A 12,966-nucleotide genomic window follows, 5' to 3' on the forward strand; every position below is an offset into this window, starting at 1 on the left:
TGGGGCAGCGGCATTCGCGGCCAGGGCCGCTCCCTCGGGGGTGTAGATGGGTGCCCGAGAGGGGAAAGCTTATCGGTGGGCCCAGCCTAAGGGTATGGCTCAAATCGCACGCCCCACCGACGCATCCGGGCATCGCGTGTATAATCCCACCAAAATCCTTAACAACAGTCACATTCCACAAAGGGAGCTCCCATGGCTTATCAACATATCAAGATTCCCGAGCATGGCACCAAGATCACGGCTAATGAGGATTGTTCCCTGAATGTGCCCGATAACCCCATCATCCCCTACATCGAGGGTGACGGCATCGGCGTGGATATCTCGCCGGTGATGATGCGGGTCGTGGACGCTGCCGTGGAAAAAGCCTACGGCGGCAAGCGCAAGATTGCCTGGATGGAAGTCTTTGCCGGCGAAAAGGCCACCCGTGTCTACGGTGGCGACACCTGGCTGCCCAAGGAGACCATGGAGGCCGTGCGCGACTATGTGGTGTCCATCAAGGGGCCGTTGACCACCCCCGTGGGCGGTGGCATCCGCTCCCTGAACGTGGCCCTGCGCCAGGAACTGGACCTTTATGTCTGCCAGCGCCCGGTACGCTACTACCCGGGCACCCCCAGCCCGCTGAAGAAGCCCGAGCAGACCGACATGGTGATCTTCCGGGAGAATTCCGAAGACATCTATGCCGGTATCGAATGGGCGGCCGGCTCCCCCGAGGCCAAGAAACTCTCCGATTTCCTGGTCAACCAGATGGGCGTGACCAAGATCCGCTTCCCCGAAACCAGCGGCCTGGGCATCAAGCCCATCTCCGAGGAGGGCACCAAGCGCCTGGTGCGCAAGGCCATCTGGTACGCCATCGAAAACGATCGCAGTTCGGTGACCCTGGTGCACAAGGGCAACATCATGAAATACACCGAGGGGGCCTTCAAGAACTGGGGTTATGAGCTGGCCAAGGAGGAGTTCGGTGCCGAGGAGATCGACGGTGGCCCATGGTGCCGCCTGAAAAATCCCGATAGCGGCAACGAGATCATCATCAAGGATGTGATCGCCGATAATTTCCTGCAGCAGATCCTGCTGCGCCCCGGCGACTACAGCGTGATTGCCACCATGAACCTCAACGGCGACTACATCTCCGACGCCCTGGCAGCTCAGGTGGGCGGCATCGGCATTGCCCCGGGGGCCAACATCTCCGACACCGTGGCCATGTTCGAGGCCACCCACGGCACGGCACCCAAGTATGCTGGCCTGGACAAGGTGAACCCGGGCTCCCTGGTGCTGTCTGCTGAAATGATGCTGAGACACCTGCGCTGGTTCGAGGCGGCAGACCTGCTGGTCAAGGGCCTGGGCGGCGCCATCAGCTCCGGTCGCGTCACCTATGACTTTGCCCGCGCCATCGACGGGGCCACGGAACTGTCCTGCTCCGAGTTCGGTGAAAATATTGTCGAGCACATGTAAATCAGGGATCGAAGGAAACGTTTCGACTGCATATCGATCAAAGGCTATGGGAGAAGAACGCAAATCCGACGAAGACAGCGGCCTGTTACTGGATGAGGCAAAGCCCCGACTCAAACAGCCACCCCAGTTCAAGGTGGTGTTGTTGAACGATGACTACACGCCCATGGAGTTCGTCATCGAGGTCCTGGAGGTCTTCTTCGCGATGGATCGCGAGAAGGCCACCCGGGTCATGCTCCACGTGCATACACGCGGCAAAGGTGTGTGTGGCATCTATACTCGGGATATTGCCGAAACCAAAGTGGCCCAGGTCAACGATTATTCACGAGAGCATCAGCACCCGTTGCTGTGTGCGATGGAAGAGGCCTAGAGCGGTACGACCATGCTGAATAAAGAACTCGAGTTTTCACTGAACATGGCCTTCAAGGCCGCACGCGAAAAACGTCACGAGTTCATGACGGTGGAGCATCTGCTGCTCGCCCTCACGGACAACCCCACCGCCGTGAATGTACTGCGAGCGTGCGGGGTCAACGTGGAAGGCCTGCGCAAGCAGCTCGAGGAATTCGTGGATACCAACACACCCAAGCTCCCCCTGAAGGACCCGCGGGATACCCAGCCGACGCTGGGCTTCCAGCGGGTGCTGCAGCGGGCCGTCTTCCACGTGCAGTCCTCCGGCAAGAAGGAGGTCACCGGCGCCAACGTGCTGGTGGCCATCTTCGGTGAGCAGGAGTCGCACGCCGTTTACCTGCTGGGCCAGCATGACCTGGCCCGGCTGGACGTGGTCAACTACATCTCCCACGGCATCTCCAAGGTGCCGGATGAACAGCAGGACGAGGAGTCCTCCAGCTCCGCGCCCAGTGAGGGTCAGGAGGGCGAGGAGAGCAACCGCAAGAACCCGCTGGAGAGCTACGCCACCAACCTCAACGAGCAGGCCCGCAAGGGCAAGATCGACCCCCTGATCGGCCGGGCTCATGAGCTTGAGCGCACGGTGCAGATCCTCTGCCGGCGTCGCAAGAACAATCCGTTGTTCGTGGGCGAGGCCGGTGTGGGCAAGACGGCCATCGCCGAGGGGCTGGCCAAGAAGATCATCGACGACCAGGTGCCGGAGGTGCTGCGGGACAGCACCATCTACTCGCTCGACCTGGGCGCGCTGGTGGCCGGCACCAAGTACCGGGGGGATTTCGAGAAGCGCCTCAAGGGCGTGCTGGGCCAGTTGCGGCGTCAGCCCGGCGCGGTGCTGTTCATCGATGAAATCCACACCATCATCGGTGCCGGTTCGGCCTCCGGTGGCGTGATGGATGCCTCCAACCTGATCAAGCCCATGCTGGCTTCGGGTGAGTTGAAGTGCATCGGTTCCACCACCTATCAGGAGTATCGCGGCATCTTCGAGAAGGATCGCGCCCTGGCGCGGCGTTTCCAGAAGATCGACGTGAACGAGCCCACGGTGGATGAGACCTTCGAGATCCTCAAGGGCCTCAAGTCACGCTTCGAGTCCCATCATGAAGTGCGATACACCAGCAAGGCCCTGCGGGCGGCAGCGGAACTCTCCAGCCGCTACATCACCGACCGCCATCTGCCGGACAAGGCCATCGATGTGATCGACGAGGCCGGCGCCAATCGGCGGCTGCAGCCCGCCAGTCAGCGCAAGAAGACCATCTCGGTGCAGGATGTGGAGAACATCGTCGCCAAGATTGCCCGCATCCCGCCCAAGAGCGTGTCCGCTTCCGACATGGACACCCTCAAGAATCTGGAGCGCAACCTCAAGATGGTGGTCTTCGGGCAGGACGAGCCCATCGAGAAGCTGGCGGCGGCCATCAAGATGTCCCGTTCCGGGCTGGGGGAGACCGACAAGCCCATCGGTTCCTTCCTGTTCGCCGGCCCCACCGGCGTGGGCAAGACCGAGGTCACCCGGCAGCTGGCCCAGATCCTGGGGATCGAACTGGTGCGCTTTGACATGTCCGAGTACATGGAGCGTCACACTGTCTCGCGACTCATCGGCGCGCCGCCCGGGTATGTGGGCTACGACGAGGGCGGCCTGCTCACCGATGCCATTCTGAAGCAGCCCCACTCGGTGCTGCTGCTGGACGAGGTGGAAAAGGCCCACCCGGACGTGTTCAACCTGCTGCTGCAGGTGATGGACCACGGCACCCTCACGGACACCAACGGGCGCAAGGTGGACTTTCGTAACGTGATCCTGGTGATGACCAGCAACGCCGGGGCCGAGGTGGCCAGCCGTCCGTCGGTGGGCTTCACCCAGCAGGATCATTCCAGCGATGCCATGGAGGTGCTCAAGCGCACCTTCAGTCCGGAGTTCCGCAATCGCCTGGATTCCATCATCCAGTTCAAGGCCCTGGATCCGGTCACCATCGCCAACGTGGTGGACAAGTTCCTGATCCAGTTGCAGGCCCAGCTGGACGAGAAGAAGGTGGTGCTGGTGGTGGACGACGAGGCCCGCGCCTGGCTGGCCGAGCACGGCTACGATCCGAAGATGGGTGCGCGCCCCATGTCCCGCGTCATTCAGGATCAGATCAAGAAGCCGCTGGCGGAGGAAGTGCTGTTTGGTCGCCTGGTGGGCGGCGGCGAGGTGCACGTGGGCGTGAAGGACGGCAGTCTGTCCCTGGACTTTGCCGAAGAGCCGGTGCACTGAGGGCCCTCAGTGCCCTAACCCCCCCACCCCTCTCCCTCAAGCGGGAGAGGGGAGAAAACCTTCTCCCTGTGGGGCTTTAGCCCTTCTCCCCCAGGGGGAGAAGGGTTGGGATGAGGGGAGGGAAGGGAATTACTTGTTCCGGTAAACGATCCGGCCCTTGCTCAGGTCGTACGGTGTCATCTGCACGGTGACCCTGTCGCCCCGGAGGATACGGATGTAGTGTTTTCGCATGCGACCCGAGATGTGGGCCGTGACGATGTGTCCGTTGTCCAGCTCAACACGAAACATGGTGTTGGGCAGGTTATCCAGCACCGTACCATCCAGCTCGATGTGATCTTCTTTAGACATATGCCCATACAGGGTTTGGCGATCCAGGTGGCTAATTATCAACACTGTGCGCCATAACACAAGAGCTATCTGCCCCTTCTGATGCGGTTTGTCACCAGCATTGCCCCCGCCCCCCCGGTTTGCCTACACTAGGCGGCTTTACCATGACCCTCTCAAGGACTTGTCTCATGAGAATCGCCTGTGTCTTTCCGGGCCAGGGCTCCCAATCCCTGGGTATGCTCGGCGCTCTGGCGCAAGCCCATCCGCAAGTGCGCGAAACCTTCCAGCAGGCCTCCGATGTGCTGGGGCTGGATCTATGGGCGCTGACCCAGGATGGCCCCGAGTCGGATCTGAACCGGACCGAGAACACCCAGCCAGCCATGCTGGCAGCCGGCGTGGCCGCCTGGCGCGTGTGGAATGCCGAAGGCGGCCCCGAGCCCCAGATCATGGCGGGCCATAGCCTGGGCGAGTACACCGCGCTGGTGTGCGCCGATTCCCTGGACTTTGATGTGGCCGTGCGCCTGGTGGCCGAGCGGGGGCGCCTGATGCAGGGGGCAGTGGCCGAGGGCGAGGGCGCCATGGCCGCCGTGCTGGGCCTCACGGATGAGCAGGTGCAGGCCGTTTGCCTGGAAGCCTCCGCCGATGGCGTGGTGGAAGCCGTTAACTTCAATGCCCCCGGTCAGGTGGTGATCGCCGGCGCCACGGCCGCCGTGGAGCGTGCCACCCTGTTGGCCAAGGAGGCCGGCGCCAAACGGGCCGTGCAGTTGCCGGTGAGTGTGCCCTCGCATTGTCAGCTGATGAAGTCGGCGGCCTTGCAGATGCATGTACGCCTGGATGCTGTCCGTGTGGGTATTCCCCGCATCCCCGTGATCCATAATGTGGACGTGGACTGCCATGATGGTGCCGGCGTGATCCGCGGGGCCCTGGCAGCACAGATTCATCGCCCTGTGCGCTGGGTGGAGACCATTCAGCGCATGGCCGGCGACGGCATCACCCATGTGGTGGAACTGGGGCCCGGCAAGGTGCTCACGGGCTTGAACAAGCGCATCGAAAAATCTTTGAAACTGGCCTGTGTGCAGGATCCTGAGTCACTGGCCCAGGCCCTGGAGATGTGCCGGTCCTGACAGGGCCGCGGCCCATTGCAGACCGTAAACGAGGAGTATGCATGACTCTTGAAGGTGAAATTGCCCTGGTGACGGGCGCCAGTCGTGGTATTGGCAAATCCATCGCCCTGACCCTGGCCAGCCAGGGGGCGACCGTGGTCGGTACCGCCACCAGTGAAAAGGGGGCCGAAGGGATTACGGCTTACCTGAACGAGGCGGGTGCCAAGGGCCGCGGCATGGTCCTGGATGTGACGCGTCCGGAGGATGTGGATGGCCTGATCAAGCAGGTGAGTGGCGAATTCGGCGCCGTGACCGTGCTGGTGAACAATGCCGGCATCACCCGGGACAACCTGCTGATGCGGATGAAGGACGAAGAGTGGGATGACATCATCCAGACCAACCTGACCGCTGTTTACCGGGTGAGCAAGGCCGTGTTGCGCGGCATGATGAAGGCCCGCAAGGGGCGTATCATCAACGTGGGCTCGGTGGTGGGTTCATCCGGTAATGCCGGGCAGACCAATTACGCCGCCGCCAAGGCAGGCCTGCTGGGCTTCAGCAAGTCCCTGGCCCGCGAGGTGGGCGCGCGTGGTGTGACCGTGAACACGGTGGCGCCGGGCTTTATCGACACGGACATGACCCGGGGTCTGCCGGAAGAGCAGAAGAATGCCTTGCTGGGCCAGATCCCGCTGGGTCGGCTGGGTGATCCTGCCGAGGTGGCTGGGGTGGTAGCCTTCCTGGCTTCGCCGGCGGCTGCCTACGTGACCGGGGAGACCCTGCACGTGAATGGCGGCATGTTTATGGGCTGATCCAGGGCCCAGGTCATGATCAGGGCAATGTTTTAGCTTGATTTTTTGTCACGCCCGGTAGAGTTTACAGCCCATCGGTCGCGGTCCATACTTCCGGGGGTGCGCTGCACCCCTTGGCGAACACGCACAGTGGATCGACCGAAGGGATTTCAATACAATAGCGGCCCAGCTTCGGCTGCATTTCAAATCAAGGGGATAGGTTAACCATGAGCAATATCGAAGAACGCGTCAAGAAAATCGTCGTTGAGCAACTCGGCGTCAAGGAAGAAGACGTCACCAACAGTGCCTCTTTCGTGGACGATCTCGGCGCGGATTCACTGGACACCGTTGAACTGGTGATGGCGCTGGAAGAGGAATTCGAAACCGAAATTCCTGACGAGCAGGCCGAGAAGATCACCACTGTTCAGCAGGCCATCGACTACATCAATGAGCACCTGCCGAACGCCTGATCGGGGATACCAATACCCGTGTTCAACGCCCGTGGCCGCGACCAGTCCCCTGATCGCGGCCACGAGTGCTCAAACCGCTGGTTGTACAGAGTTGAACTTCAAGATTTCACGCCCGGCGTGAAAAAGGGGCAGTAGATTGTCTAAACGGCGCGTAGTCATCACCGGTCTTGGCATCGTCTCGCCGGTCGGATCCACCATCAATACCGCATGGGACAACATCACCGCGGGTCGTAGTGGCATCTCTCCCATCGACGTCTTTGACGCATCCGAGATGCCCGTACGCATCTCCGGGGCGGTCAGGGATTTCAACGCTGACGATTACATTTCACCCAAGGAACAGCGCAAGATGGACACCTTCGTCCATTACGGCATGGCCGCCGGGATCCAGGCCATTCGTGACGCAGGGGTGGAAGTGACCGAGGAAAACGCCGAGCGTATCGGTGTGGCCATCGGTTCGGGTATCGGCGGTCTGCCTTATATCGAGAAGAGCTATGCCGCTTTTCTCAAGGGCGGTGCCCGCAAGATCTCCCCATTTTTCGTGCCCAGCGCCATCATCAATATGGTCGCGGGCAACCTCTCCATCATGTTTGGCCTCAAGGGCCCGAACATCTCCATCGTTTCTGCCTGTGCCACCGGTACGCACAACATCGGTGACGCTGCGCGCATGATCAAGTATGGCGAAGTGGACATGATGGTGGCCGGTGGTGCCGAAATGGCCACCACCCCCCTGGGCATCGGCGGTTTTGCCGCAGCCCGGGCCCTGTCCACGCGCAACGACGACCCCACTCGTGCCAGTCGCCCCTGGGACAAGGACCGCGACGGCTTCGTGCTGGGCGACGGCGCTGGTGTTGTGGTGCTGGAAGACTACGAGCATGCCAAGGCCCGGGGCGCACGCATCTACTGCGAATTGTCCGGCTTCGGCTGGAACTCCGACGCCCACCATATGACCCAGCCCTCCGAGGGTGGCGAGGGTGCGGCAGCCTGCATGCTGCAGGCCCTGAAGGACGCCGGCATCAACCCCGATGAAGTGGATTATGTGAATGCTCATGGCACCTCCACCCCGGCCGGCGACAAGGCTGAGACCATGGCCGTGAAACGTGCCCTGGGTGACCATGCCTACAAGACGGCGGTGAGTTCCACCAAGTCCATGACCGGTCACCTGCTGGGTGCCGCTGGCGGCATCGAGGCGGTCTTCTCGGCGCTGGCCCTGCATCATGGCGTGTTGCCGCCCACCATCAACCTGGATAACCCCGATCCTGCCTGCGATCTGGATTACGTGCCCAACACGGCGCGGGAGACCAATTCCCGGGTGGCTGTCTCCAACTCCTTCGGGTTCGGTGGCACCAACGGCAGCCTGGTCTTCAACAAGCTCTGACTCTCATGCATCACGGTGGTGAGGCACCCCCGATGATGAAAGAGACGCTCCGAGCCCCTCTCCCCTGCGGGGAGAGGGGTCGGGATGACCGATGATGCTCGTCAATGGACAGCCCTCCCGCTCCCTGCCGGCGACCGACCGGGGGCTTCACTACGGCGACGGGCTGTTTGAAACCCTGCGGGTGGAGGCGGGCGAGCCCCGGCGATGGTCGCTGCATCTGTCCCGTTTGCGGACGGGCTGTGATCGGCTGGGCATCCCGATGCCCGATCCCCAGGTGCTGCTTGACGAAGCCCGCACCGTGATCCAGGGCACCCCCCTCGGGGTGCTCAAGATCACGGTGACTCGTGGCAGCGGCCCCCGGGGCTATCGGCCGCCCCTCCATCCCGAGCCCACACGCATACTGGCCTTCGATTCACGGGCCCGCAACGCGTCCACTGACCGGCATGAGGGCGTGGATGTGCGCCTGTGCAGCATGCGGCTCTCCCGTAACCCGGTGCTGGCCGGCATCAAACACCTGAATCGGCTGGAACAGGTGATGGCCCGGTCTGAATGGTCCGACGAGTATCATGAAGGCCTCATGCTGGATACATCGGGACAGGTAGTGGAGGGCACCATGAGCAATCTTTTCCTGGTCCGGGGCGGTGCCCTCGTCACTCCCGACCTGTCACACTGCGGCGTGGCCGGTATCACGCGGGCGCGGGTTCTGGAGATGGCTCGGGCATGGGGGCTGTCCTGCCGGGAGGAACAGGTAGGGCTTGAGGACCTCTGGCAGGCCGATGGGCTGTTCCTGACCAATACCCTCATCGGTCTTTGGCCCGTGCGCTCCCTGGAGGGGCGCGCCATGCCGATGCCGCCGCTCATTGGCCGGCTGCAACAGGCCCTATGACTCCATCGAGACAGGCTACCCCATGCGAATCCTGATCCTGCTTTTGCTGATGGTCGTGGCCGGGGCCGGCGCGTTGGCCTGGGACTATCAACGGTTTCTGGACACGCCTGCCAACGTCGCGGAAAACAAAGTATTCACCGTGCCCTCCGGAGCCTCGCTGCGGCGCGTGGGCCAGGACCTGGCAGAAGCCGGCATCATCGAGAACGCCCATTACTGGGAGGCGTACGGGCGCATGGAGGGCCAGGCCCAGAGTCTTCGTGCCGGTGAGTACCTGCTCACCCCGGATCTCACGCCCCCGGCGCTGCTGGCCTTGTTCGTGCAGGGGCGCACCCTGCAGTACAGCCTCACCATCCCCGAGGGCTGGAATTTCCGTCAGATGATGCGGGCCATCGCGGCCCACGAGCACATCGAGAACACCCTGGAGCCGGACGACTACGATTCTGTGATGGAACGCCTGGGCAAGCCGGATGCCCACCCCGAGGGTTGGTTCTTTCCGGATACCTACCTCTTTCCCCGTGGCACCACGGATATGGATTTCCTGCGCCGTGCCCATGAACGCATGGAGCGTGCGCTGGCGTCGGCCTGGGAGGCAAGGCAGGAGGATCTGCCGCTGGAGAGCCCCTATGAAGCCTTGATCCTGGCCTCCATCGTCGAGAAGGAGACGGGGCGGGCTGCGGAGCGACCCATGGTGGCGGCAGTCTTCGTGGAGCGCCTGCGCCGTGGCATGCGTTTGCAAACCGACCCCACGGTGATTTACGGCATTGAGCATTTCGATGGCCGCATTCGCCGCCGCGACCTGCGCCTGGATACCCCCTACAACACCTACACCCGCGACGGCCTGCCGCCCACCCCCATCGCCCTGCCAGGGGCGGCCGCGCTGGAAGCCGTGGCCAATCCGGCGGACTCCAGGGCTTTGTTCTTTGTCTCCCGGGGCGATGGCAGTCACCACTTTTCCGAGACCTACCGGGAACATCGCCAGGCGGTGATCAAATACCAGCTCGGTGGTGATGCCAGCCGGTACGGTCGCTGATTGACCAGGATTCATCCCATTGACCACCCAGTCTGATCATTCAACGCAAACCGCGCCCGTGCGCGGGAAATTCATCTGCCTGGAAGGGATCGAGGGGGTGGGCAAGTCCACCCAGGTGCAGGCACTGGCGGACCATCTGACCGGGCGTGGGATCCCCGTGATGACCACCCGCGAGCCTGGCGGCACTCAAATCAGCGAGGCCGTGCGTGAATTGCTTTTGTCGCGGGATTATCCGCCCATGCATGTGGACACGGAGTTGCTGCTGGTGTTTGCCGCCCGGGCCGAGCATCTGCAACGGCGCATCCTGCCCGCGCTGGAGGCCGGCACCTGGGTGATCAGCGACCGTTTCACCGATGCCACCTACGCCTATCAGGGGGGCGGACGAAAGATCGATGTGCAGCGTATTGCTGCCCTGGAGAACTGGGTGCAAGGCGCCTTCCGGCCTGATCTGACGCTGTTTCTGGATGCCTCGGTCGCCACCGGTCTGGCCCGTGCGGCCAAGCGGGGGGAAGCAGACCGTTTCGAGCAGGAGACGCTGTCGTTCTTCGAGCGGGTTCGCTTCATCTATCACACGCGGGTGCAGATGAACCCCGGGCGGTATGCCGTGATCGACGCCGAGCAGTCCCTGGAGCAGGTGAGGGCAGATCTGATCGCCCGGGTGGACGCCCTGGTGGATTTCGGGTGGAACCGGGGGGGCGCATGACCGGTGCGCCGTATCCCTGGCTGGCACCGGCCTGGCAGGCCCTCAAGGAGCAGGTGGATGCCGGGCGCCTGGCCCATGGCCTGCTGTTCACGGGTCCTCAGGGTGTGGGCAAACTGGAGATGGCTCGACGCTTTGCCCAGAGCCTGCTATGCAGCCACCCCGATGCCGAGGGCGCACCCTGTGGGCAGTGCCATGGTTGCCATATGGTACGGGCAGGATCCCATCCGGACCTCACTGAACTGACCATCCCCGAGGGCAAGACCCGGATCCTCGTGGATCAGATCCGCGACCTGGCCGGTTTCATGGGACTGAGCCGCAGTCATGGACGCCATCGCCTGGCCATCATTCATCCGGCGGATGCCATGAACGATGCCTCGGCCAACAGTCTGCTCAAGACTTTGGAAGAACCTCCGGGGGAGGGCGTTCTGATCCTGGTGACGGCCCATCCGGCCCGCCTGCCTGCCACGATCCGCAGTCGCTGTCAGCAGATCAGGTTGCCCATGCCGGATGCTGCCCGGGCGCGGGAATGGCTCGCCGAATCCGTGCCCGGGGAATCCCTGGATATGTTGCTGGCCCTGGGGCAGGGATCACCCCTGCGGGCCCGGAGCCTGGCGGAGGGCGGGGCCCTGGAGGAATGGCAGGCACAGCGACGCGCCTTTCTGGATCTGCTGGGGCGACGGGCATCCCTGGGTAGCCTGGTGGATCGGCTCAAGGATGGGTCCATGATCGAGTGGGTAACCCGCTTGCAGATTCTGGTGGATGACGTGATCCGCTGGCACATGACCGGCGCGGATGCCCCCCGGGTCTCGGGCATTGCCCCGCGCGAGGATTTGCAGGCCCTGGCAAAGGCGTTAGACTTGCAGGCATCGTTCCAGCTTCAGCAGCAGTTGCTGGTCTGGCGCCAGGGTCTGGACTCCAACGTGAATACCGTGATGTTCCTGGAGGACATGCTGATCACCTGGCGGGATCTGGCCCGCTCCTGAACCCTCACGCATCGCCTGCCAGACAGGTCCAACCGGGGAGGCCATCGTGGCACCGGGACAAGGTATCCTCTCGCTGTCCATCAAGGACAAGAACTCGCTATATTCCGCCTACATGCCCTTTGTAAAGAATGGCGGCCTGTTCATTCCCACGCAAAAGCCCTACAAGCTGGGAGATGAGATCTTCATGCTGCTCACACTGATGGAGGAGCGTGAACGCCTGCCCGTGGCGGGCCGCATCATCTGGATCACACCGCCCCGCGCCCAGGGCAACCGAACGCCGGGCATCGGCGTGCAGTTCAATGAACAGGACAATGGTGCCACCCGCAACAAGATCGAAGGCCTGCTGGGCGGCAGTCTGCAGGCCGATCGCCCGACCCATACCATGTAGGATCTCGCACCTTGCTTATCGACTCTCATTGTCATCTGGATCGCATCGACCTCAAGCCCTTTGACGGCGACAGGGACCGCATGATGCAGGCGGCCGCCGAGGCGGGCGTGGATCACATGCTGTGCGTGTGCATCGACATGAACAACTACGCCCAGGTGAAGGATCTGGCCGCTCGTTATGAGCAGGTATCCTGCTCGGTGGGCGTGCATCCCAGTGCCCGTGAGGGGCATGAACCCACCGAAAAGGAACTGGTGGCCATGGCCGATGATCCGGGCGTGGTGGCCATTGGCGAGACGGGGCTGGACTATCACTACAATGAAGGGGATCTGGAGTGGCAGCGGGCGCGTTTCCGTCGCCACCTGCGGGCCGCTCGGGCCGCAGGCAAGCCGGTGATCATTCATACCCGGGACGCGCGTCGGGATACCCTGGATATCCTCAAGGAGGAGGGGGTCCGGGACACCGGTGGTGTGCTGCACTGCTTCACCGAAGACTGGGACACGGCTCACGCCGGGCTGGACATGGGCCTGTATGTGTCGTTTTCCGGCATTGTCACCTTCCGCAATGCCCAGGCCCTGCGGGACGTGGCCCGTCAGGTCCCGGATGATCGTCTGCTGGTGGAGACCGATGCCCCTTACCTGGCCCCGATGCCTTACCGTGGCAAGACCAATCACCCGGCCTGGGTGCGTCATGTGGCCGAGTGCCTGGCGGATGTGCGGGGCGTGCCCCTGGAACGCCTGGCAGAACAGACCACGGCGAACTACGGTCGGTTGTTCGGCGTGCCGGCGCATCGCGCTTCCCGGTCGCTGGCAGGGGTGGGCTGAGT

At 62.9% G+C, this 12,966-nt stretch carries 14 protein-coding genes; 13 read left to right on the plus strand and 1 reads right to left on the minus strand.

Annotation, left to right across the window (positions count from 1 at the left end; genetic code table 11):
• The first annotated feature begins 192 nt into the window (after positions 1–192).
• The 3 genes from icd to clpA are packed head-to-tail and all read left to right on the plus strand — an operon-like array spanning position 193 to position 4,093.
• Positions 193–1,449 (plus strand): NADP-dependent isocitrate dehydrogenase, encoded by a 1,257-nt coding sequence (icd, locus tag LPW30_RS13865; RefSeq protein ID WP_025281715.1) that lies wholly within the window; start codon positions 193–195, stop codon positions 1,447–1,449.
• A 46-nt stretch (positions 1,450–1,495) separates the two neighbouring features.
• Positions 1,496–1,816, plus strand: a complete 321-nt coding sequence (gene clpS / locus LPW30_RS13870) for an ATP-dependent Clp protease adapter ClpS (protein ID WP_025281714.1) — start codon at positions 1,496–1,498, stop codon at positions 1,814–1,816.
• 12 nt (positions 1,817–1,828) lie between these two features.
• Positions 1,829–4,093 (plus strand): ATP-dependent Clp protease ATP-binding subunit ClpA, encoded by a 2,265-nt coding sequence (gene clpA / locus LPW30_RS13875; protein WP_025281713.1) that lies wholly within the window; start codon positions 1,829–1,831, stop codon positions 4,091–4,093.
• Positions 4,094–4,222: 129 nt separating this feature from the next.
• Here the strand turns inward: clpA and infA are convergent, their stop codons facing one another.
• A complete protein-coding gene (infA, locus tag LPW30_RS13880; protein WP_025281712.1) occupies positions 4,223–4,441 on the minus strand; it encodes a translation initiation factor IF-1 in 219 nt (72 codons plus the stop codon).
• A 167-nt stretch (positions 4,442–4,608) separates the two neighbouring features.
• On the opposite strand from infA, the gene fabD reads away from it, so the two are divergent.
• The 10 genes from fabD to LPW30_RS13930 all read left to right on the plus strand — a co-directional run bounded on the left by fabD (position 4,609) and on the right by LPW30_RS13930 (position 12,964).
• On the plus strand, positions 4,609–5,544 hold the full coding sequence (fabD, locus tag LPW30_RS13885) for an ACP S-malonyltransferase (protein WP_238624631.1): 936 nt from the start codon (positions 4,609–4,611) through the stop codon (positions 5,542–5,544).
• A 41-nt stretch (positions 5,545–5,585) separates the two neighbouring features.
• Positions 5,586–6,329: a 3-oxoacyl-ACP reductase FabG gene (gene fabG / locus LPW30_RS13890; protein WP_063465471.1), complete on the plus strand. Its 744-nt coding sequence runs from the start codon at positions 5,586–5,588 to the stop codon at positions 6,327–6,329.
• Positions 6,330–6,535: 206 nt separating this feature from the next.
• Positions 6,536–6,778, plus strand: a complete 243-nt coding sequence (acpP, locus tag LPW30_RS13895; protein WP_025281709.1) for an acyl carrier protein — start codon at positions 6,536–6,538, stop codon at positions 6,776–6,778.
• Between the two features lie 136 nt (positions 6,779–6,914).
• Positions 6,915–8,153 carry a beta-ketoacyl-ACP synthase II gene (gene fabF / locus LPW30_RS13900; protein WP_239681140.1) on the plus strand — a complete coding sequence of 413 codons (1,239 nt, stop codon included), beginning with the start codon at positions 6,915–6,917 and terminating at the stop codon, positions 8,151–8,153.
• 91 nt (positions 8,154–8,244) lie between these two features.
• Positions 8,245–9,039: an aminodeoxychorismate lyase gene (pabC, locus tag LPW30_RS13905; RefSeq protein ID WP_239681141.1), complete on the plus strand. Its 795-nt coding sequence runs from the start codon at positions 8,245–8,247 to the stop codon at positions 9,037–9,039.
• Between the two features lie 22 nt (positions 9,040–9,061).
• Entirely contained in the window at positions 9,062–10,069 is a 1,008-nt protein-coding gene (mltG, locus tag LPW30_RS13910; protein WP_238624633.1) for an endolytic transglycosylase MltG, read from the plus strand.
• Between the two features lie 19 nt (positions 10,070–10,088).
• Complete coding sequence (tmk, locus tag LPW30_RS13915; RefSeq protein WP_203225264.1) at positions 10,089–10,772, plus strand: dTMP kinase; 684 nt, start codon at positions 10,089–10,091, stop codon at positions 10,770–10,772.
• Positions 10,769–11,755, plus strand: coding sequence for a DNA polymerase III subunit delta' (gene holB, locus LPW30_RS13920; protein ID WP_239681142.1), 987 nt, complete (start codon positions 10,769–10,771; stop codon positions 11,753–11,755). The genes tmk and holB overlap by 4 nt, the downstream gene beginning before the upstream one ends.
• Before the next feature lie 46 nt (positions 11,756–11,801).
• Complete coding sequence (locus LPW30_RS13925) at positions 11,802–12,143, plus strand: PilZ domain-containing protein (RefSeq protein WP_025281703.1); 342 nt, start codon at positions 11,802–11,804, stop codon at positions 12,141–12,143.
• Positions 12,144–12,154: 11 nt separating this feature from the next.
• Positions 12,155–12,964: a TatD family hydrolase gene (locus LPW30_RS13930; protein ID WP_239681143.1), complete on the plus strand. Its 810-nt coding sequence runs from the start codon at positions 12,155–12,157 to the stop codon at positions 12,962–12,964.
• Positions 12,965–12,966 lie beyond the last annotated feature (2 nt).

Source organism: Ectothiorhodospira variabilis (assembly GCF_022227625.1).
In the GTDB taxonomy this organism is placed as follows: domain Bacteria; phylum Pseudomonadota; class Gammaproteobacteria; order Ectothiorhodospirales; family Ectothiorhodospiraceae; genus Ectothiorhodospira; species Ectothiorhodospira haloalkaliphila.